Below are 22,521 nucleotides of genomic sequence, written 5' to 3' on the forward strand. Positions count from 1 at the left end.
CACATGCACTATATGTTATATATTAGCATAAAATGCACTTTTTAGTGCATTTATTTTGGGGTTATCAATAAAAAGAATCCAGTGATATGAATCAGGTTCTCACTCTACTTTTTTGCCAGTTGGCTTTGCACTGATTTTTGCTGGGCTGAGATTATTGGTAAGACGAGAAACCGTTCTATCTACTCGTCGTTGCAGCATGATTTCCACCATTACGGTTTCATTCGGATGAAGAATTTTGTTCATGTCCCTAAGTGAGGAATGAAAATCCAGGATTCGATAATAGGCAAGAGCTTGAGTACTTTCCTCAGGATGAGCTTTGATACGAAACCCTAGATTGCCTTGCATTACAGGCGTATTTAACCCGTTTTCCATGACGTCGTAGTCCAGAAAATAAGTGAGTTTTCCGCGATCAAGTTGATTTTGCTGGCGATCTACGAAAAAACCTGCAGGAAGCGCATATTCACTATACTTTGGGCCTGCGGTTAGATAAAGATCATAATCGTCAAGATGATTGCCCCGATCGTCAATCAGCCGGAATACAATCATCGAATAGCGATTGGTAATGAATTTGCGCTTAGAGAGAGGTGTTTTTACAAATTCTGTGCGCTCATTGCTTTGGGTTTCTTCTGTAAGCTTATCCAGTTCTTTTGCCAAGGCAGTATAGGAGTTACTATCTTTTACTTGAAGGCAGCGCAAGACCCATAGGGCCGTACGATGAGTGGCCGCATTGCCCATAGTAATACTGCGAATGATTCCCATTTTTTTACCAGAATGTGAACATCCTGGTAGAACGCCTAATGCTATTGGCTTTGACCGCGTCATTTGGGAAACAATAAGATTTTCTCCGTTAGTGCCTTCTTGGTGTAACTTTAATAGGCTGTAATTCATATTTGCGGCAGCGACGCGTACCACTCCATCCGAGCCCGCCTCACCTGTGTATGAGTTAAGTGCATCGTAAAGTTGGCGATCAATTTTTTGACCTGTGAGTACAAAGGGATAGATGCCATTAGCCGGGCAATCATAATCAAGCCAGCTTTCATTGAGTTGCCAGCTCATATCACTTCCAAGCTCCAGCCAATCAAGCACATGCTGGCCTGGTTCAATGCCTTCAAAAAAGCTTTTTATACGACTTAGGCGGGATTTGCCAAGCTGTGCAAGTGCGGAACCGTGGTTGGCAGGGGCTAACATAATGAGATGGCTCAATGGGCATTTTGCAAGATTATGCTTAAAATATAAATCCATCCATTTACGAACAACGGGACCACCTGTCGAGTGTGTAATGCACGCAAAACGCTCCCCATCGCGCAATTTCTCAGCAATCTCATCACGTACCGCTTGATCAAATGCTCGTGCTATATCATCGACCGTTACCGTATCGTCAAAGCTAATGTAACGCCCAAGATAGATATTGCCAACCTGGATATCCAGCATGCCATTTCTGCTCTGGCTTTCGAGCCATTGAGGAAGCTCTCCATAAGTATTGGTATTTGTGACATTCCAGCCATGGACGAAGATAACAATCATAATGTTCCTTATTATTGACACGACAAGGGGAGGATTATTGAGCAAAGCGATGATATTGAAATATTTTACATGAAAACTACTTATGCAACCATCAGGGTTTTGAAATTATGCGCATGTTTAAAAAGAACAGTTCAACATCTGAATGCATTGACCCTATTTGTGTCAAAATTTACGGATTACATAATCCACTAAGGTAGGAGTATTTCAAAATAAGGCTATGTCCGCTTTGCACATCTCACAAGTATCAATACGTGTCTCATTATAGAACACAAAAATCATTTTAAAATTCGTAAAATACATTGGAAAATGAGAAATGAGCTTATGAAGTTACTTTTAAAAAATCTTATTATACAGGAATTATTCGACCAAAAGAGTATTACCGATAAAAATCTGATTCATCGCAAAAGCGTGATATTTTGCGAGTAGTACAATACGATATTTAAAAGCATGCATGTTCTGAAGAAAACATCGAGCAAAAATTTGTTCTATACCTATATAAGCATAGTGATTAAAAATGGTCATTAATGATCATTTAATATTCTTTTAAGAAAAATTTGAGATAATTAATATTACTAATAATTATTAGGAAGCGAAAATGGCTAAAGATCTACTTGATGATTTTGATGATATTTTTGATTTTCCAACTATTACTTATGGTGAAAATCTTAATCAAGGTCATGATATGATGTTAGGAGAACGTGTTAAGCTTGCCCTTCCTGAAATGGTACAGCTAAAAGAAATCATCGATACCCAGATTAATCCTGACTATAAAGCATCCGAATCGCAACTATTTAATGTAGAAACTGTTAATATCCAACGTCTTCGTGTGGCTGTTGATAATAGCAAATTAACTCATATCCCTGTTGAAGTAGAAAATTTGGACGGCCGCATTTTAGTTAAAGTTGGTCCCTGTGATCTTAGTGGAGTTGGTGGTCATCAACTCAGAGAGCAAATTATTAGGAATTAAGTAAACCAAGCTTTAACAGCAAAAGGCTTAGATGTTCTTGGCTATAACTTTGAGAACGTAAATGTTTCTGCTTGTGTAGGAGTACGAGGGCGAGCTCAAATGGCTTTGGGGATATTCAGAAACAACAGAGAGCAAACAGGTTCTCATATGAATGCATACGTTAAAACTGCTATGGAAACAGGCTTAACCCATTGGGAACCAAGACGAGGACCCCAACGCTGGTATAACGATACTATTTGCGCTATGGTAACCTCAACAACAACGGCGTTGTTTGAGCAACGTATCAGAGAAAACACGCTTCATTCAGCAACTCAGGCGACTACCGAGATATTGAAGCATCCCAGCTTAGTCGATATCTTTGATAAACTCTTAGCTCAAACGAAAGAACGTATTACTCATTTAGTGGATAACATTAAACAACTGGCTGCTATTAATAAATCGCAACCCGAGCCAAATTCGATGTAAAGTTAATAGAGCAGCATGTGCTAGGCGAACCTATGGCGGTTCCCTCAGCCTTCTTTTTTGACGCTAAATCTTTGGAGGGCCGTGCTATTTTTATTAGCCTTTATTACTCCCGAAGTTGTCGCTAGAGGCAAATTTCCTAGTGAAGGCTCTTTTAGTGAGAAGAAGAATATATAGATTCATTAACCAGCAGATGTATTGAACTAGCAAGCTCGGTAACCGCAATTGTTAATTGTTACGACTCGCGTTTATAAATCTCTTGGATCGCACTCAGTGCATTTTTTTGGCTCAAATTAATTGCGACTATAATTTAACTTTGGGCTAGTGGGGCATTTGAACAGCGCTAAAGGGTTTGCTTTTCCCTTTTCCATTAAATTTACTTTGAGTGTCGATATCACTTTTAAAGCTTGCTCCTAAGTAAACTCATTATGTGGCTACCTATCTAGAAGCTGTATTTTTCTTCAAAGGATTGTTTTTGCAACAGAGCCACATAGACTTCCTTTGTTTAATCAAGTTAATATTATTCCTTGTATCCGAACCCATGTGCTCACTACCATTATGAAAATTCAATGCAAAGTATGCGCTAATAAAATGGAACCAATTATCAAGGTAGATAAACGATTAGTCACAACAGACATGCAGGTTTTTTATTGTAGTTTGTGCGGAGCCGAATTATTTTCTACTGGTGGGATATTTCACAAGCCATTTTGGCAAAGAAAAAAATATGCATGGTACTTAGGACCACTCCACGGATGGATCGAAGTTTGGGAATGGATTAAAACATTAGGTCTGAACAGATGGTGGGTTTTATTGCTTTTGTTAGGTATGTTTTCGATTTGGACTTTAATCCATTTTTCATGACCTAGTGTACAAATCAAGATGCTCCATAGCCCCTTCAATCAAATTAGTATGTGGATAAAAATGACTTCAATTTCAGAAATAGTAAAACGTTTTATAGCTGCTGGTGCATTGTTTGCTCTACTTGCCACCATTTTGGGAGCTTTTGCCACCCATGGTTTGCAGGGAACATTTAGTGTGGAGCAAATGAAAATCTTCCAAACCGGGATTTTTTACCAGTTTGTACATAGTTTGTCGTTAATCATGATTGGTTTGTTTCTTATACATACTAATTTTAGGCTTGTGCGTTGGGCGGGGTATTTATTTTGTGTAGGTATTTTGCTCTTTTCAGGAAGTTTGTATTTACTATGTATCGTAAAGGTTAAACCTCTTGGAATAATTACTCCCATTGGTGGCATTTGCTTTATTATGGGGTGGTTATCACTAATTCTGGGAGTATATAAGCATCCTTAAATTTTGTCATTATCACACAGTGAAGCAATCCAGTGTTCTGTCTCCACTATGGGGTTATCTCTTCCTCTCAATGGTTTTATTGATTAGCGCATCGTGCTTGATGGTATAAAACCAGAAGATGCGTTCATTATGGAAATGGCCTGTGAAGGGCCAAAGCCAACAGCACAGTGAATTTCTTAAGAAGTTCAAGCTCTAGGAGTACATCAGAATTCCTAGATTCGTTGTTAATAACAAAGGAAAATAATTCAAGAATTTTGTACCTAAAATTCCTGAATTGCATGCCATTATGTTCCCACAATGGGCAGATTATTGATTAGGACAACCCGCTTGATGGTATGAAACTAGAGCGTTATAAATAGCTTCATAGTTTGCAAAAGCAGTTCTATTGAATTTAATGTCATCAAATACAGCATTAGTCCGAGTACAATCGCCCATCTCAGTAATATTAGAGTGATCTCCATTCGCTTTTTTGTAAGAAATATAAGTAGTGCCACAATGCAAATGAGGTCGCTTTTTTGCGCCATTACCTAAGAACTCTTGATTGTCACAAAACGTCTTTTTAAAGTTGATACTGAAATAAGCATTACCTGCAAATGAAACTCCTGAAAGAGTGGTGAATAGGCATAAAGCCGCTGCTGATATTATTTTCATCATAAAACCTTAAAAAAATACTTGGGGTTGAAATATAACACGATTTGAATAATATTCAATATTTTAAGCTTAGAAAATACAAATAGGATAAATTTTCATTAATATTCAATGGCTTTTTGATTCAATTGAATACTAATTGATCGTTAATGGTCCATTTGATATAATTGATGCATTTTTAACCAATGCATATTGAAAAATAAACTATTTTTTAATATGAATGAGACTTCATATGAACGGCAAAATAGAACTCTACCTACCTCCAATAAATCAGAAAAAAAGAAAGCAACCCGAGGCTACGCCTAACGAATATTATGTAGGTGATGCAAGTTGGCATGAAATGAAAGTGTACATTTTCACGGCACTAAAAAGTAAATATCCCGAATATTTTATTGATGACCAACCTAATTACGTCAAAATAGGCGAGGAATTAAAAAATAATCCCCTTAAAGCAAAAGCTGCTCGAGAAATTTTTATCTCTTATTTTAAATTTCCGTACAAATCTACTTATAAAACTTCGAATACAGACTATCCATACATGATGCAGCTTATCGAAGAATTTGGTAGTCAAATTACTGCTCATGGAGTAGAAGAATCTAAAGGTGGGATGTATAATTTATTAATGATGGCTGTGAGTAATAAAGTTTGTGTTCCTCAGTCATATTGGGGGTCTTTGATTCCAGGACTACCAAATATATCTCCTGTTTCTCATGGGCCTTTTTATGTTATTTATGAAACACCTTTTTATGAGCAGCAAAGCTATCCCCACAATCCGCTATTTGCTGAAATTGCCTATATTCTTGTGCCTTTCGAGTTAAATAAAACCTTTTTATGTGAGGCAATGGAGAAAATGGTAGCGCTTGAATTAACAACAGAATCAGTAAAAGCACTGTTTATTTCGAAACTGAGAAGTTATGAAGAGTTTTATGGAGAATTAAAAAATAAAAAGGAATCTAGAAAAGTATTCGTTAATTCGTTTGCGGCACCACTAAGTTGGATGTCTACTACAAACAGTGATTCAAGTGATGAAATCGAACTCGCTCAAGGAATATTATCTGATGAAGATGAGGATTCTTTGGACTGGTTGTTAGTACCTTGATTTGAGTTGCTTTCCTATTAAACATCATAGAGCAGTCTTATTGTCGCTTGATCCTAACTGAAAAAGCAACAGATAAGCCTGCTTTCTAGTCGTTAAGCCTTTCGAGCCTCGTTATTCTTTTACAACTTAGCTAAAGACATATTATTGGGTTTGATTGATTCTGCAACGATGGGTTCTAAGACTTTAAAAAAACCGTATAAGTGTTTCTGGGATTCAGGCAATAATCGAGTTAATTTGTCACGATTTTCTTTATCGCTCCCAGAAAATACTGTTGGTACTGCGCGATAATGTGCTTGCGGTTCTGAGTCGGGTTCTATCCCATTAAATTTGTTGAATAAATGGTGTGCCAGTGTTTTGCTGGGGCTCAGGTTTTTATCCGGAGTATTATCCTTCGCTTGAGTGTTTTCTTGAATATAATATGCCATGCCATTTTGATGAATAATGATGTCATTTCCATAAAGCGCACGTATCACCCTCAGCACAAACTTATCTATACTTTCAGAACGGTTTTTGGGAAAAAATTTATTTAGCTCTGAGACAAAGTTATAACTTCTTTTGTTAAGCGTAAATCCGACGACGACAACTTTGTGTTCCAAACCAAGACTTAAGGCGCCCCGAAACATTAAAAACTGCATTAATCCTTGGGGCGTATTATCTCGTTGGTCTTTGGAGTCCCCTTTCGAAGATGCATTGGTAGATGCGGAATTAGCCTTTGCAGCAAGCACATAATGCCAAATAATGATAGGTTGCTTTCCTGGTAGAACAAGCAGTTCATGCACTGTCCCTGCGATTAATTCGTTCACTGTAATACGCTGGCCACCAACAAGAATAGACGATTTTTTATGTACTAATTCGACAAACTTATTGTCTCCTGAGATATCCTTATTAAATGAAAATCGTACCTGGCTGGTTTGGATCAGATTCCAAAACTCATCCGAGGTGGATGATGAAGGAAGAAGCTGATAAAATTTTTCTCGTTCAGCCGCGGACATTAAGGCTAGAAACGTGGTTTTTTTCACAGGCGACAAAGTGCATTTAAATCTTTTTTCAATCAAAGCACACCAGAGTTCATCCGCATCTGAACGGGATAGTATGCTCGATTTAGCAGCAATTGCTGCTGAAAATTCTAATTTATCGTGCTCAGTAATTAATGAATCAAAGCTTGCTTCGACCAATGACGAAAACATAGATTTTTCTGTGTCACTAAGTAAGGCCGCGGATTTAAATACTGTCTCAAATTTAGTGGGTTGGCGATCACTATAGTAGGTGAAAAATGTGGAGTTAATTTGTGTGTCGGTTGCCTTTAGAGAAATACTAGTCACGCCTGTTTCTTTATTGCTGAGCGAGGGTTGAAGTGAGGGTTTGAAGTAGCTCCACATTTTATGTAGCGAAGTGCACTGTTCTAAATGTTCAGGGGTCATCCAGTTTATTTTGTTATAAATAGTTTCATAAAGAGTTTCTAATCTATAAGGACTGTACGCATCAGAACGGCTAAACCCATGGGCTAATAAAGTACCTAAACAATCAGCTAAATTATTGCGGATTACGTGGCCAAGTAATGTATCTTCGTGTTCAAGATCAAGCTGGTCGGGATGGATTGGCGTATGGCTTATTAACCAATCAAACTCTTTTATGGGCATGATAGCTAACTGAGGAATTACACCGATTAATTTCAAGTGTCCATCAGTCATGCGCTTAAAAAATGGGTACTTAGGGAGAGGATTACCTTCATGATCGCAATTACACCGACACGGAGGTGTCCTATCAGCATTACAATCATCATCACAATTACTGCGATGTATTGTTTCTAGAACAGATTCATCATCTTTTATTAGTTCGTAATTTTGCCGAATACTGGCATCATATACTTCAAAAGGTCTTTTACCAAAGCTATCAAGTAAACTGACGACTTTAGAGGTTTTGTGACGCACTAAATAAAATTGCTGATTTTCTCGTTCGACGGTGAAATGAGCTTGGATTTTTGACGGAGGTACCAATTTTCCTAGTTCGGAAACAAAAGAGGAAACCATGGTGCTGTCTCTATAAGTCCGAACTAAGTGAAAGATCCGGTTTATTTGTTCATTCGGTTTCCCCACAGAAAATGTACGCTCTTCTAGAACAGTATGGGTAAAATTTAGCGTGGGATTTTGCATAAACTCTGCAATACACTCTAAATCTTTAACTAGTTTTGTTGCCTGAGGTATTTTATTTTTTAGGATTCGAATAAACACATAAAAAGCATCTAGGGTATGCAAAACAATAGCCTCTTCCTGTGCACCACCGACACAAAATAGACCTCCACCATTAAAACTATACTGTTCCTTGCTAATATTATTTTCTTCCAGCAAGGTTGTGCACCATCGCATGAAGTTTCTTTTTTTCTCACCTTTCATCGTTGTTCGAAGTGATACTCTAATGATTGGATTTGTAGTTGGCGCTAAGCCTGAGGTTGAGTTTGAATACAGTTCAATAGCGAGATCACGTAGGTTAAATGAAGGTTCATTTTCTATTCTAAATCGCACAAAATGGGCTAATGATAAATTAGGAATTAATTCAATTTCAGGAGTAGCTTGATGGCGTAGTGTACCATTTCTTGTCACAAAATGAGTTAAGGGTAAATCAGGATCTAAGTCAGGAACTAAATCACGCGTAAAAGTGATTCCGTAGTGTAAGGAGCCTCTTTTTCTCGACTGCTCATCTACAGGATTAAAAAAATTATCCATTCTATAGATTTTTGGCATGGTTCTACCTCGATTACTTGAAGCATTATTGTACATTGGTGATGTTTTTAGGTCAATGTTTGCGCTTTTTTGCTCAAAATATAAAGCTTATCCCCGTAAAATTTACGGATGTACGTATTAAGAGCAAGTGAATAAAATGAGTGCAGTTATTGGTTTAATGAACACTATTAAGCCTGCTTTATAATCAAATTTAGGAGTTTTCATGCCCCGTTCATTATCGCTGAAAGAAAAAGACTATTATTCGTATATTACTGATAGGGGAGGGCCTTCTTCCCACTCGCTTTGGGGATTTGAAGCTACCTATAATCAAGAGCCTGAGTTTTTCATTTATTATGATGCTTATCTTTTATCTACGTACCATTTCAACAAAAGAACACTGGATTTAAACAATCAAGAGCATGTTGATCTACTTTGTTTTTGCGCTGATAAAATTTTTAACTACGATCAAAGCCAATGGCACACATTAGAGGTGTCTGAGCAGATAAAAATAATGCAACTTATGGATCTTTATTATCAAAAAGAAAAAGCGCCTTCAAGCACAAGTAGTGATATTAAATTGGCGTTGAATGCGGGTGCTGCCGCGGTAACTTTTGCTTCAGGTCCTGGAACTATATTTTCTAATTTGGTATTGGGACTCCGAGTTGCAGGAATGAGTCCAAGCACTAGTTCGGAAGGGGGGAAACCACCTAGTGGTTTATTTGAGAATTTTAGTGAAGCAGCGCTATTTAGGATTAACTCGGAACTATTAACTAATTCTCATATGCAACATGCATTAATTGCACAAAGAACCATGGCCAATCACTTAAAATCTAATTCTCCTGGCCTTGAAGCGCCAGCCCCTCAATTGGAGCCTCAATCTGCAAAAGTTAAAACAACACCTAAAAAAACAGCTGCTACAGACGGTGCTAAAGCACAAAAACGTGGTGGTTCTGAACGGAGTGTTGCTCAAGCTCCTCCTTATAAATACCATCCGGAACAGAATAGTAAACCTAAAAAAGCGTCGACATCGCGACGACCACCTTACGCCCTTGGCGAAGATGCAGCTCCTCAGCCTATAAGTAAAGCCACTCAGCCGCCAATGGATGAGGGGAAATCAATGGATGTTCCTGCTGAAGTACATGAACTAGAGCAGGAGTTTAATGAGCTATCAGGTTCTATTGCTCAAGATATAAGTCCAGAAATTATTGCTGTTCTGGAGAAGGAGTGTGAGCGTTATCACAATGTAGGTAGCGCAGGCAGTGCTATGTCGCAAAAAGCGCTTCCTAAATTGGGGAAAGAAGGAAAGCAGCCGCTGAAATCCATACCGCAGAAACTCTTAGATGTAGCTCAAAGTTTAGCCACAGCAGCTTATAAATTCCAGCAAATCAACGAGGCAGATTATCATTTTCGACAGGTAAAGCAAAATTTTGCAACTCAGCTGCAAAGAGCTCAAGAACAGTACAAACTCTCATTAGATATAGAAAAATACAGTTCAAGTCGATACTCCATATCGGAATTGCAACAGGGTTTTGCGCACGCGCTTAACCTCAGCGCCTTTAACTTATTTAAAGCGGGGAGTTTTTATTATAGGCAATTACTAGACAGTGTTGCTAAACTGCGGCAAAAAATTAGTGAGCATAAGAAAAATAGCGATCATTATTCAACTCAGATTTCCTCGCATGCACAAAAGCAGCAGAATATTGTTGCTCGAATTAGCAAAGTAACTCATGACAAATCCTTAGCCTATGCACAACAAATGGCGGGAATACTCTCTTCATTTGCTCCTGAGCCTGCTCAACCTGTTTTTAAAATCGCAGAAGCAATTACGGGTATATTTGCCAGTAAAGATCGAGTGAACGCAGAGAAAAAAATTGCTAGAGGGCAGAATAATATTAACCGATTATCTCTTCTAATCGATGGATATAAGGCATTAATTCAACATGCTACCCAGAACGTGGATGCTTGCCAATCTCGCATTGATGCGCAAAATAATTGGTTACTTGCAAATCCTGATTCGATACATCCTCAGAATTATAGAGATTTCATACAAAGCCGAAGACAGGAACAATTAGAAAGAAAATCTACACTTGAACAACAATTAAAAGACCAGAAATTAGAAAAAAAGCGATTAGAAGATGAGCGTTCTGAATTGCAACAGCCACTGAAAAAGAAATCATCGAAAGAGAAACATAAATCCTCAAATAAAGGTGATACAACAGTGCAAAAAGCGCTATCCGACCTGTTTTATGGAGGATACTCTCGCTCCGAAGGAAAAAAAGATGCTCATTCGATAGATATTGCTCAATTGACCCAAAAAATAGAACTTTTGGATGCGGAAAGTTCTGGTTTAGAAGAAGCCATTGTCGCCTGCAGTGATAATATAGTCTTCCTGGATTCTTTGGATGCAGTGAGAAAAAAAACAGATCGATTAGACAATTGGTATGCTGATTACAGAGGTGAATTAACAGCAGAGCAGTATGAGGCATTAAGCTCTGAACAAAAAGCTGAGCTTGAGAAACGACGTCTGCGATTGATTCAAGCAGAGAAGAACAAGAAAATTTCTACTGAAATCATGCAAGATTATGAGACCCGCATGAAAACAATCGGCATGTTTTTTAGCAGCACTGATTTGTTGTTGCATAGTCTTGAGCCTTGGGTTGGTACTAAACCTCAAACAGTGGTTTCTGCCATTTCTCTTGCTTATGAAACTTATGAACGCGTAACTCTTGTTTCCACCTTTATCAGCAAGCAGGTAGCGCAAATATCAAGCTCATTTACTCCTGGAGAATATTTAGAAGAAACTGGTGGTATTTTGCAATTAATGACAACAATAATTAATCCATCCATTTTATCTGTCGCAAAAATTGTTCAATATGTGGTGAATGTGTCAGGCATTATGCCCACACCATTGCAAATTACGCTACGTGCAATAGAGCAGGTGTCTGATTCATTAACGAAGCAGTTGCATATAGGATTCAAAGAAATCCGGGAGCAAAATGAAGAGCTGCGAGCGTTAATCCTCAAAATAGAGCATACCTCGAATAAAACCAATCGTGATTTAAAAACAATGATCCTTGAATCACGTGATTTGGCAACCCGACATAATCAGCAAATACAAAGCGCCCTTGGGCAAATAAGCACACAATTAGATGGCCAAACTGTTAGTGCTTATAAGACGTATGTTAATGATGTAGATAGCAAAATTAGAAAAGTTCGCAGTAAAGCATTATCTACTCATAATTTTATGGGGGCCAATAAAAACTTACTCGCTGGCTACATTCAATCTGTGCTCGTACAGCTTGAAAAAACACAGCATAGGGCTGAAGATAAATATGCTGCGGACAGTTTACAACGCATGAATAATTATGCTGATTTTTATCCCTATTTCATTGAGCATGATGGGCAGGCCCCATTAGTTAATATTCGAGCTTATCTTAGTGCGGTAGCAACAAGCGGTGCCATCTTATCTCAATTTAGCCGTGCACATGCGCCCGATGATTCGCTTCCACAAGAGTTTCAACTGGAGGAGCTTATTATTCCTGAGCTCGACAAGTTAAAACAATACGGCACAAGTTTATATTCATCAATGGTGCAGCAACGTGATAAAATATGGCAAACTTTGTCCAAAGTGCAAATTGAAGCGCAAAAGAATTACAAGCAAATATCTACCGAGCTAATGCAAGGTTTAGAGGATTGGCGCTCAAAAATAAAGCCAGCACGTGAGCCGAGCACTTTAGATCAGCTAAATCAGTTAAAAGAGAGAATGTTAGTAAGCGAGTTTGTTGGTAGTGGCAAATTTGATCTGCTCAGAACATTAAATACGTCACTTAGTGCACAAGGAGATATTCCAACAGGATTATTTAAATCATTATGTGGCAAGATGGCAGCTGTTCATACCGGTTATACAGTACTTAATGCAGCCCTAATTGGTATCACTTGTGCATTTCCATTATTTTTGGCAATTTCGGCTCCTGTGGCAATTGCAAGTAATGCGCAATGTATTGGGGTCTACGGCGATGCACTTAATCTGTTAAATGAATTAAAAGGAGAGAATTTTAATATTTATCGCTTAATTGGCCAGGCAAAGCAATTTACTGATTTTCTTGGCAGGCATGGTGATTTGGTTGCTTACTTGGATGAACACAATAAATTGGTGGTTCAGGTAATGGACGGTGTGTCTTATTCAAAAATAAAGAACTTAAAAGTGTCCGAATTACGGCAACTAAATCAAGCACCACTTTATCCGCATATTAAAGCGCCATTAAAAATTGTAATTACAAATCAAGCTGTTGATTTTGAAGAATATATTGATTCAGATGGCGATTTAGAACGTATGCCTGTGCGAAAGTCTACCGTCAAAGTATATCTCAATCAGATTGAAATAAAATCAATTCCTGAATTGCCATACAGAGCATCTTATCTCATGGATTACGACAAGGTCACACGTGCGCATATAATCCACTATTTTAACCTTATCGAGGAAACAAAGAAAAATCCTGCATCTGAATACGCCGTTATCTATTCATCTCAAGAGCTTAATAAGGAACTCATTCCATTACGTTTTTCTAAAGAATATTTAAAGCATTTAGAGCAAAATGTACTAATTTCGGAGTTTCGTAAAACAGAGCAGTTAGGTTCAGGAACGATATCCATTACCTATAGCTTGGGGGTAATTCCTGATGAATATGGAGTTGCGCAAACGAATATAATTTTAAATTATAACTTTACTACTCAGGAGCGACACACGGTATCAATATGTCATATTCCCGTAGCTCGCTTCGATAATAAAGTCGTCCATAGTTTTAGTAAATTAACCATTAACCATAATGGGTTGTATGAAACACAAATAAATTATAATGAATTTTTACTCTTTGTAATGCACGGAACACCAGACGGGGCTGGTTTGGCAGCCAAGGGAAGTATTGATTTCAATGGACAGAGGATTATAGGAGCGGTTGAATTGCCCTTTGTTGGTTTAGAGTTCATTCTCAGCACGCTTAGAAATAAAGTTTTTTATTATCAATTAGACCGTTATGATGAGTTAACCAGTAACGCGTTTTATAAGTTCGATGGTACTGCAAATACACAAATTCATTCCTTTATTCAGGACGATTTAGTCTATTGGCCCGGAGAAGGGGCTTCGTTGCAGCAAAACCAGAATATTGATCCGAACATGATAAGCAACCTAATGAATAAGGATGCAATCGTACAGTGCTTCAAAAAACTCTATACTATATTTGAACATGGAGCAGTTCACCTGCAATTAGCCTTCAATTTGGATGTAAAATCAGCAGAATGGCTCATGGAAAAATATGTCATGGAACATCCGGATAAACTAAAAGCATTAGCGCAAAAACATTTTGATCGGTTTTATCATTTATTCGAACAATTAACCGCGGAATCATTTATCCGTAATTCGAATACTCTCAGCGATGCTTTTGCACCCTATTTAGGTGGTGAAAACAGATTAAGGGAAACATTAGCGCAAGAATTAAGTACCTTGAATACCTATATTGAAGAGGTATCAAATTTTACTCTCAATTTTCCTCCATTAAGGCCGAAAGCAAGCCAATCCTATTCAGCAAGCAGTCAACGAAGCGATACCTGGGATTATTCTGCCGGGTTTGGTTTATTTTCATCTACATTCAAATCCATCGAAGACCCCCGGCGTAGTTTAACCAAAGTGATTCAACCACTTGGGCTTAAGATTACCGATGTCAAATCTGATGGCAATTGCTTTTTCCATGCAGTAAGCCATCAAATGATAAGCCGAGGCCTGATGACTTACACTCATACGGAACTTAGAGCGGAAGCGTTAAATTGGATGCTTACTCACGAAGAACAATATGCTTTTATTGTTCATCTCTCAGAAGAAACAGCAGAAATGGCTATAAATCGATACATCGATGAACATTTACGCTCAGGAACATGGGCTGATCATAATATGGTTCAAGCACTTGCTTTGGCATGTAATCTCAACATGGTTATTATTCGCCCGAATGGAGATATTACAGTCATTAAGGCTGCTGATGAGGGGGAAATCATTTATCTGGGATTTTTCCCCGAGCAACATTACGTTTCATTGTCTGGAAACTATCCCCATGAATCATTAATTAATGCAGTGGAGTTAGCTGAAGTCATTAATATTGAAGGTGCTAGACAGTATAGGCGTGCTCAATAAAGTCAGGTAGGTCGGGTCCATGGCCCGACCTACCTGATTTAAGTGTGGGAATTCTTCTCTTTTCTTCTTATTTTCGCAGGTCTAACTATTAAGCGTACGTTTCTTTGCCCTTTAAAAAAATAGAATACCCAATCGATAAAGACCAATATTTTAGTTCTGAAGCCGATTAAAAAATAAATGTGCACAAAACACCAAGCGAGCCATGCAAAAAAACCGCTGGATTGTAAAGGGCCGGATAATACAAGCGCATTGAATCTGCCAATGTTTGCCATCATGCCCCTGTCTTTGTAATGAAAAGTAGGTCTTTTATTCACCGGCAGTTGTTTTCTAATTAAATTTCCGACAAATTGGCCTTGTTGCAATGCTACTGGTGCAATAGCGGGTAATGGCTGATTATTTTCTTGAAAGCAGGCAGCATCGCCAATTACAAACACTTCAGGATTCGTTGACAGGCTTAAATCGGATTGAACAATAATTCGGCCTGATTTATCGCAAGGCACATCAAGAGTTTTTAATAGAGAGGATGCCTCATTGCCAGCGGCCCAAATGATGTTGCGCGCCGGAATAAACTGATCGTCAAAAGCTACGCCTTCATCAGTAATCTCCGTGACGCGTGTATTTAACAGAACCGTTACTCTCTTTTTTTCAAGAGTGTGTTGCGCATAGGTTGCTAATTTTTGCGGGTAACTATTGAGAACCTGATTACCACCTTCAATGAGATAAACTTTGGTTTTACTCGGATCAATTGAGCGAAAATTACTTTGTAAACTTTGATGCGCAATTTCAGCTATTGCACCAGCCATTTCTATTCCTGTTGGGCCGGCACCAATAACAACGAACGTTAATAGGCTTTCAATGAGTAATGAATCGGTGGCATTCTCCGCTAACTCGAATGAAGTTAATATCATTTCGCGAACACGAAGAGCATCTTTTAATGTCTTTAATCCAGGAGCAGATTTTTCCCACTGATTTTGACCAAAATAGGAATGACGTGAGCCGGGGGCAACGATTAGGTAGTCATAGGAAATATTTTGGTTATCATCAAGAGTTACAACTTTATCGTTTTTGTTTATTGCGTTCACAGTAGCCATTAAGGTTTTGACGTTTTTACTATATCGGAATATTTCGCGAATAGGGGCTGCAATATCTCCGGGAGATAAGGCCGCAGTGGCTACTTGATATAATAATGGTTGGAATAGGTGATGGTTTGTTTTATCAATAATGGTGACGGAAATTCCAGGTTGATTTGCCAATATTTTTGCGGCATTTAACCCGCCAAAACCTGATCCAATAATCACAACGTGTTGTGTTTTCTTTGATACCTGCTTTTCCATTTAAAACTCCGTCTTCAGTCTTAAATGCTAATTCTAAATGAGTATGGCAAATTACACCATAACAGGAGTGCTTAAAACCAGGAATAACGGTGATTAGACAAGGCGAGAATTTTATGTGGGGCATATGTCCCGACATGATGTATTTAAGTTTATTCAATCTTGGAAACGACGGGCCATAGGCCGACAATACTCACGGAGCTAAGCAATCGATGGATATATTGAGAAATTTAGGCAATTGAACGAACTATGCCACCATCAACTCGAATTGATGCGCCATTCGTTGCTGATGACAGCGGGCTGCATAAGAATACAACCATATTTGCTACTTCCTCAGCGGTGGCGAAACGTTTGATTAAGGAGGTTGGTCTTACCTGAGCAAAGAACTCTTGTTCAATTTGCGTTGCTGATTTATTTTGCTGTTTTCCCATATTGGCCACGAACTCACTAACTCCTTCACTACTGGTTGGCCCTGGTAGCACCGAGTTTACAGTAACATTGGTTCCAGCTGTAGTTTCAGCAATACCGCGTGCAACAGCTAGCTGTGCGGTTTTAGTCATTCCATAATGCACCATATCCCCTGGAATTTGTAAACCAGATTCACTTGAGATAAAAAGAATTCTTCCCCAGTTATTTTGTAACATGGGTTTAATATAGTGTCTGCTTAGACGAATCCCACTCATTACGTTCACATCAAATAGATGCTGCCATTCTTCATCGGTAATTTCTGTAAAGGGTTTTGTTTCATAAATACCTACGTTATTGATCAGAATATCTACAGTAGGTATTTGCCGAAGAAGGTTGTCTACATCTTTTTTATTGCTCAAATCAGCTGGAGCCGCAATCAAATCTGCGTTTTTTGTGTGTTCTTTTATTGTTTTTATGGCCTGTTGAACGCGCGCTTCTGAGCGTCCATTAATAATTACAGAGGCTCCTTCCTGAGCTAAAAATGAGGCAATTGCTAAACCAATACCTGCAGTAGACCCAGTAACCAACGCCGTTTTTCCTTTTAGTTGCAAATCCATTTTTGCTTCTCCTTCAATCAAGTTACATTGAGTGTAGCACTAAATGAACCTGGGATTGGTCTGAATTATAGAGTTTAGTGACTTTCTTATTCTCTACATGCTACTCTCATAATTCTAGATAAACTTGTATATTTAAAGGGTATTAAATTGCAGCAATCCAGAAAATTAGTGTTCTGCCTTTTCTTTTTATGGTCAGGATTTGTTAATGCTTCCCCTGATTTTGGTCCTGTAAGCATGGGTGAATTTTATAGTGCTTTACCAAAGGCCCCAGTTGCAGGAAAGTTAGGTTTCTTGATCAAATATGAATCGATAGCTACTACTGTTTCTGGAGCCCAAGCCTGGAAAATAGCTTATCTTTCATCCGACGTGAATGGAAATAAAACTATAGTTACGGGTATTGTAGTCGCTCCTTTATCTAAATCCGATTCTTACAAACGCCCGATTATGGCATGGGCTCATGGCACAACAGGAACCGCTCAAAATTGTGGTCCATCTCAAGTACTTGATCCAGCACAACCGTTGAATCAATACTTCTTAATGAATGGAACCTCTTGGACAGATTTTGGTTTGCCGGCAATGAATGCATTCATCAAAGCGGGATATGTGATCGTTGCAACGGATTATCAAGGCTTAGGTGGAGGAGGTAAGCATCAATATACTGTTGCCGCAACCCAAGCGCATGATGTTATTAACTCGATTAGGGCAGTCACCCAATTGCAGGAAGCACAAGCAGATACTCGGGCTATAGTTTACGGATGGTCTCAAGGTGGTGGCGCAACTCTTGCTGTTGCTGGCATGCAAGGCTATCTTGATCATAAAGATTCTGTAAATGATAAAATAAAAATTCTCGGTTTTGTTGCTATGGCACCCTACGATATGGCTGCAACTTTTCCCACTCAGGTTAAATCAGAACAGGAGGCTTCAGAACAGTTAAAAAATATCAGTAATTTATTTAGTGCTAATGTTTTTAATTTCACTCATTATGCGCAAAATCTTTGGGGAATGGTTGCTGCATTTCCTGAGCTAAAATTGAGTGATATTCTAACTGATGAAGGAGTAGATGTCGTAAATAAATTAATGGCAAGAAAATGCATGCACGCAGCCTCTGACACATTAAATTTTAATTACGGGGATCAATACAAGAGCTTTTTACGTTCGGATATCAAGAATGCTCTTGCCTGGGTAGACGCGAACATTAAAGGTAGTGTTAATCCCGTTACCCCACTTGCTCCAGTGATTATTTATTGGGGAACAAATGATACAACCATACCGCCAATTATGGGCGAACTTTATTTTAAGCAAATGTGTAAAATAGGGGGCCAAGTAATAAGAGTACGGCTTCCTGGAAATCAAAATCACTTTACTACTCCGGCAAGTGCGGAACCTCTATATATCTCCTGGATTGCCGATCGTTTTGCAGGAAAACCTGTCGCGCATGTCTGTGCCGAGTTAAATGCAACGGAGCCCTCTTTTTGATAATTTACATGAGTGCAAGATATTATAAACTTATGCTCCAACATCATTAATGGAGTAATTTATGAAAAAAATTGTTGCGTCGGTTTTAATGTTTATTTTTTCCACTTCAATTTTTACTCCTATATCCATATGAAGCGAGCATGAGGCGACAAGGTTTCGTTTCATATCAGAGCCTGTATGGGCCCAGCCCATGGGCCCTTGCAATATTTCCTTGTAGTCTCAGGCTATTTTCTTGATTGATATCAATAGGCTAGCTGTAATGCGAAGCCTAGACCAAAAAATAAGGCCAGCGTAGGTTTATATGGAGAAGTTGCCAGGAGATTAGCAAGTATGGTAGCTCCCGTAGTTGCGTTCATATTCCCATAGTTGTTTAAAACAGAGCGCGAGGGCGAGACTTGAGACTCGGTAAGATCCAGAGTTTGTTTAATATTATCTAATATTTTACTTGAGCCAGTATGAATTGCCATATTGTAATCACTTAAGGTTATTTGAGAGAGAACGGTAGATACTTTTGGTAGATACTTCTGGTAGAGTCTTGTCACCAGCTTGTGCGGTTGTTGATAGAAAAAACCAAAGGGTGGTAAATGGGGAGGAACTTTGGTATGGGTGCCTATGATCTCTAAAAGATGTATGTCATCGGGATCTAAATTAGACCATTTATGAAAATGATGAAAATTTAAGCCTTTGGGCTCATTGGAGCATAGAGCTGCAGCACAACCCTCCCCAAAAAGATAGCGTTGTATTGCTAATCCAAGTAGTTTACACGATGCACTGGCCATTTGTTCGGCTGGTACTGTTTTGCTATAGGCAATTAATTCATCTTGCAACCATGGGTTTAACAGTGGAGTTGCCATCATTTCTACCGTCAATACCACGACACGTGCTTGAGGATATTTGTTGAGATAAAGCTCTGCCTCGCGTAGGCCGGAGATAAAGCCGGAGCATCCTTCTCCTATAAGGGCGATTACGGAAGGGCATACAAACTGTTCGTGTCTTTTTTGTAGATGACTAATTACTGTATAGCCAATATGTGGGGCGGGGGTATCGGTTACATTAGCAACCAAGATGAGTCGATCCATTTCGCGTAAAGGTTCTTGGTTAATCATCAATTTCTCATAGGCAATGGCTCCTTGTAAGGCAATAATGTCCGTTCCGGAATGTTCCATCCACCAGTCCATTGGAGCTTCTGGATTACATAAAATATTTCTGTAGTTTACCCCCAAATTTTCAAAAAAATGGTCAGTTGATTTAATTTCATCGACAAAATGTTTGCCTCCGAGTTTTACCATTGCCTCTGAAAGCTTATCATCTTGCTGAGAGAGTAATTTTTCTAATTCGGAAGTGGAATAGGATTTTCCTGGGAAGTACGTTTCTATCTCATTTATGTTCATATACAACTCATAAAGTATAAAAAGACACCTATAAGTATATGTATAATTTTTGTGCTTTGCACAATATTTGCTAATTATTTGCGTATTTGAACTTTCCTAGTTTAATCTCCATAATTACAGTGCTCTTGAATTACCCTTGGGGTTCTGCCGATTTATACCCTAAAATCCTTGCCGCAGGTATTCCTGTATTGATTTATAATGGCCTTGAGGATGGAAAGGACTCAAATTTCATGAGTACGGAATTATGGTTACCCGCACTTAAATGGCCATTCAAAAATAAATTTGCGCATGCAACCTCTTGCATCTGGCATACCGATGGTAAAGTCGCAGGATATGTTAAAAGCGCAGGTGGCTTAACTCAAGTTAAAATTCGAAATGCAGGACATCTTGCTCCAATAGATCAACCAGCAAGGTTATTTGACTTATTTAATCGCTTTATCAGCAACAAACCGCTGTGTTGAATTTTATCCTACCTCACGCGACTTGTCCGTGTGAGCCAGTTTATCTATGCATAGATAGTGAACTCTGAATTCTGAGAACACGTCGCGGGTGTACTACTAGCTAAGGCTCGGTGGTGCAGTCAACTCCACTGGGTCTAATTCTACTTCTTTTTTCGGTTGTTTCACCTGATGTTCTTCTTTCATTTGTTTAAATGCTTCCCGATGGTTTTTGAATGAGGATTCAGGACTAACGTGTTTTTCTAAACCATATTTCTCTTTAACATTTTTCTCTACTTCTAGAAGATCTCGTATTTCATTATCTTTTTTTGCGAGTAGGGTGCTCATTTCTTCAAACATGGCTGAATCACTTGGAACTCCTGTTTTAATTTTAACGATGTTATCTCGCTCCATATATAAAACCTTGAGTTTCTGCTCGATGCTATCGACCGTTTCTTTGAGCGCACTCGGACTATTGCCGGAGGGGCTTTGGATACCAATATCGCTTAACCCATTCTTAGATAAAATTATTGACTCATCTTTAGCATTACGATGTTCGATGACTTTTAAAATACCATTATTACAAATATCCATTAAAAGAGCATGACCACAAACAACAAACTCTGTAAATGCACGTGATTTTCCATACAAAAACATTTGTTTTATGTTGTCTAAAAAATCTTTTTTCTCTTCAACATTCTCATTGTCTTTATGTAAATTTTTCACAATATCCTTTTCGACAACAACCTTTAAATGTCCCTCTAACACTTTAGCCTGAAAGGGTGTTTGCTGTGCTTTTAAAGCCTGTTTCAAATTATAATCATCGACATCAAATCCCTCAGGCATAACGCGCGCGGTGATGAAATGGTGAATGGTAGCTAAGGTGTGATTCGCGTGCTTTTTAACATAGGGAACAATGTCGGGGCTCATCTCCTTACCAAAAGCTTGTTCCATATGTACTTGGATTTTTTCAAGTTCTTTGCGATATTCATGAGTAAGTTTCTTTATATCCTTTTCTTTAAAGGCATCAGGATCTTTTAGAAATTGCTCAAACTCCTGCTCAAGGCCTTTAATTTTTTTCCGAGACTCGAGGACTGCCTCAGGAACCACTTCATTATTAGCAATACACCATGCCTGCATTTGATCAAAATTAGTCGCTATTTTTTTTAAAACAGTCATGACAGTCGACAGTTCACACGTATTAATATGTTGCTGATGAAATACATCCGGCATAAAATAATTCAGGGCTGGTCCTGCTTCTTTCACAGCCTGAGGTTTAAGGGGTTGAAAAAAGTTTTCCCGCAAATAGCAATGAAAATTGACGCCTCGTTCTTGATACATCGTTCCAACATGAGACAAAAACTCATCCATTGGCATGTCCTGCTGGCCAGGAATTTTTTCACCTACCAGTTTATCTAAATATGTGGCGGCCTCCTCATCACTCATCCGATTTATTTCTTGCATTTTTTTTATTAAATCAGCCACTGCAACAGGCTCTATGACCAATCCTTCCATTTGATAATTAAAGGCAGAGAGATGTGCAAAAAGCGCGGATAATTTTTGACGATTTAAATCCCCTACAGAAGGAGGATTTGCAGACGTTTGTGTAGGCGTATTAGCTACTCGGTTTAAATAATTATTTAACTCAGTTTCAGGTGATTTCAGTTTTGGACCTTGATTAATACAATGTTGAATAAAGTCCATTCTTACATTCTGTACTTGGAAAACTAACGATTTTTTTTCACTGCCTTTTCCCATATGTTCAAAGTGCAATTTTATTTGTGTCTCAGACGAGATATGTTGATTTTTGCTCATACATCATCCCCAGGAAATGATTCAATATTATTCTCCATGGATAAATAAAGTATAATTCAGGGCGGTAAATATTCAAATTGATTGGATTTGTTTCTCTATTTATTGAGAGCGGGATGAAGCACGACGGAGTATCG

At 38.5% G+C, this 22,521-nt stretch carries 15 protein-coding genes; 7 read left to right on the forward strand and 8 right to left on the reverse strand.

Annotation, left to right across the window (positions count from 1 at the left end):
- Positions 1–99 precede the first annotated feature (99 nt).
- Complete coding sequence (gene plaB, locus J2N86_RS14470; RefSeq protein WP_252582697.1) at positions 100–1,524, reverse strand: phospholipase PlaB; 1,425 nt, start codon at positions 1,522–1,524, stop codon at positions 100–102.
- A gap of 357 nt (positions 1,525–1,881) precedes the next feature.
- Positions 1,882–2,046, reverse strand: coding sequence for a hypothetical protein (locus tag J2N86_RS14475; RefSeq protein ID WP_252582698.1), 165 nt, complete (start codon positions 2,044–2,046; stop codon positions 1,882–1,884).
- Positions 2,047–2,119: 73 nt separating this feature from the next.
- Between J2N86_RS14475 and J2N86_RS14480 the strand changes: the two genes are divergently transcribed.
- The 3 genes from J2N86_RS14480 (at position 2,120) to J2N86_RS14490 (ending at position 4,264) form a co-directional block, all read left to right on the forward strand.
- A complete protein-coding gene (locus J2N86_RS14480; RefSeq protein WP_252582700.1) occupies positions 2,120–2,491 on the forward strand; it encodes a hypothetical protein in 372 nt (123 codons plus the stop codon).
- A gap of 147 nt (positions 2,492–2,638) precedes the next feature.
- On the forward strand, positions 2,639–2,956 hold the full coding sequence (locus tag J2N86_RS14485; RefSeq protein ID WP_252582702.1) for a hypothetical protein: 318 nt from the start codon (positions 2,639–2,641) through the stop codon (positions 2,954–2,956).
- A 918-nt stretch (positions 2,957–3,874) separates the two neighbouring features.
- Complete coding sequence (locus J2N86_RS14490) at positions 3,875–4,264, forward strand: DUF423 domain-containing protein (RefSeq protein WP_252582703.1); 390 nt, start codon at positions 3,875–3,877, stop codon at positions 4,262–4,264.
- Between the two features lie 306 nt (positions 4,265–4,570).
- Here J2N86_RS14490 and J2N86_RS14495 read toward each other — a convergent pair whose 3' ends face one another.
- Positions 4,571–4,918, reverse strand: a complete 348-nt coding sequence (locus J2N86_RS14495) for a hypothetical protein (protein WP_252582705.1) — start codon at positions 4,916–4,918, stop codon at positions 4,571–4,573.
- Between the two features lie 226 nt (positions 4,919–5,144).
- Here J2N86_RS14495 and J2N86_RS14500 point away from each other — a divergent pair, with 226 nt between their 5' ends.
- Positions 5,145–6,011 carry a hypothetical protein gene (locus J2N86_RS14500; protein WP_252582707.1) on the forward strand — a complete coding sequence of 289 codons (867 nt, stop codon included), beginning with the start codon at positions 5,145–5,147 and terminating at the stop codon, positions 6,009–6,011.
- A 119-nt stretch (positions 6,012–6,130) separates the two neighbouring features.
- Here J2N86_RS14500 and J2N86_RS14505 read toward each other — a convergent pair whose 3' ends face one another.
- Positions 6,131–8,752 (reverse strand): hypothetical protein, encoded by a 2,622-nt coding sequence (locus J2N86_RS14505; RefSeq protein ID WP_252582708.1) that lies wholly within the window; start codon positions 8,750–8,752, stop codon positions 6,131–6,133.
- A gap of 202 nt (positions 8,753–8,954) precedes the next feature.
- Between J2N86_RS14505 and J2N86_RS14510 the strand changes: the two genes are divergently transcribed.
- Entirely contained in the window at positions 8,955–14,912 is a 5,958-nt protein-coding gene (locus tag J2N86_RS14510) for a hypothetical protein (protein ID WP_252582709.1), read from the forward strand.
- Positions 14,913–14,950: 38 nt separating this feature from the next.
- Here the strand turns inward: J2N86_RS14510 and J2N86_RS14515 are convergent, their stop codons facing one another.
- Positions 14,951–16,246 (reverse strand): NAD(P)/FAD-dependent oxidoreductase, encoded by a 1,296-nt coding sequence (locus J2N86_RS14515; protein WP_252582710.1) that lies wholly within the window; start codon positions 16,244–16,246, stop codon positions 14,951–14,953.
- Positions 16,247–16,473: 227 nt separating this feature from the next.
- Positions 16,474–17,268, reverse strand: coding sequence for an SDR family NAD(P)-dependent oxidoreductase (locus J2N86_RS14520; RefSeq protein ID WP_252582711.1), 795 nt, complete (start codon positions 17,266–17,268; stop codon positions 16,474–16,476).
- 147 nt (positions 17,269–17,415) lie between these two features.
- Here J2N86_RS14520 and J2N86_RS14525 point away from each other — a divergent pair, with 147 nt between their 5' ends.
- The gene (locus J2N86_RS14525) at positions 17,416–18,744 is read left to right on the forward strand and encodes an alpha/beta fold hydrolase (protein WP_252582712.1); all 1,329 of its coding nucleotides are present in this window, start codon (positions 17,416–17,418) and stop codon (positions 18,742–18,744) included.
- A 242-nt stretch (positions 18,745–18,986) separates the two neighbouring features.
- Here J2N86_RS14525 and J2N86_RS14530 read toward each other — a convergent pair whose 3' ends face one another.
- Positions 18,987–20,135, reverse strand: a complete 1,149-nt coding sequence (locus J2N86_RS14530) for a beta-ketoacyl-[acyl-carrier-protein] synthase family protein (RefSeq protein ID WP_252582713.1) — start codon at positions 20,133–20,135, stop codon at positions 18,987–18,989.
- 119 nt (positions 20,136–20,254) lie between these two features.
- Between J2N86_RS14530 and J2N86_RS14535 the strand changes: the two genes are divergently transcribed.
- Complete coding sequence (locus tag J2N86_RS14535; protein WP_252582747.1) at positions 20,255–20,596, forward strand: S10 family peptidase; 342 nt, start codon at positions 20,255–20,257, stop codon at positions 20,594–20,596.
- 96 nt (positions 20,597–20,692) lie between these two features.
- Here J2N86_RS14535 and J2N86_RS14540 read toward each other — a convergent pair whose 3' ends face one another.
- On the reverse strand, positions 20,693–22,387 hold the full coding sequence (locus J2N86_RS14540; protein ID WP_252582714.1) for a hypothetical protein: 1,695 nt from the start codon (positions 22,385–22,387) through the stop codon (positions 20,693–20,695).
- Positions 22,388–22,521: the final 134 nt, after the last annotated feature.

Origin of the sequence: Legionella lytica (assembly GCF_023921225.1) — a bacterium.
Lineage (GTDB): Bacteria > Pseudomonadota > Gammaproteobacteria > Legionellales > Legionellaceae > Legionella > Legionella lytica.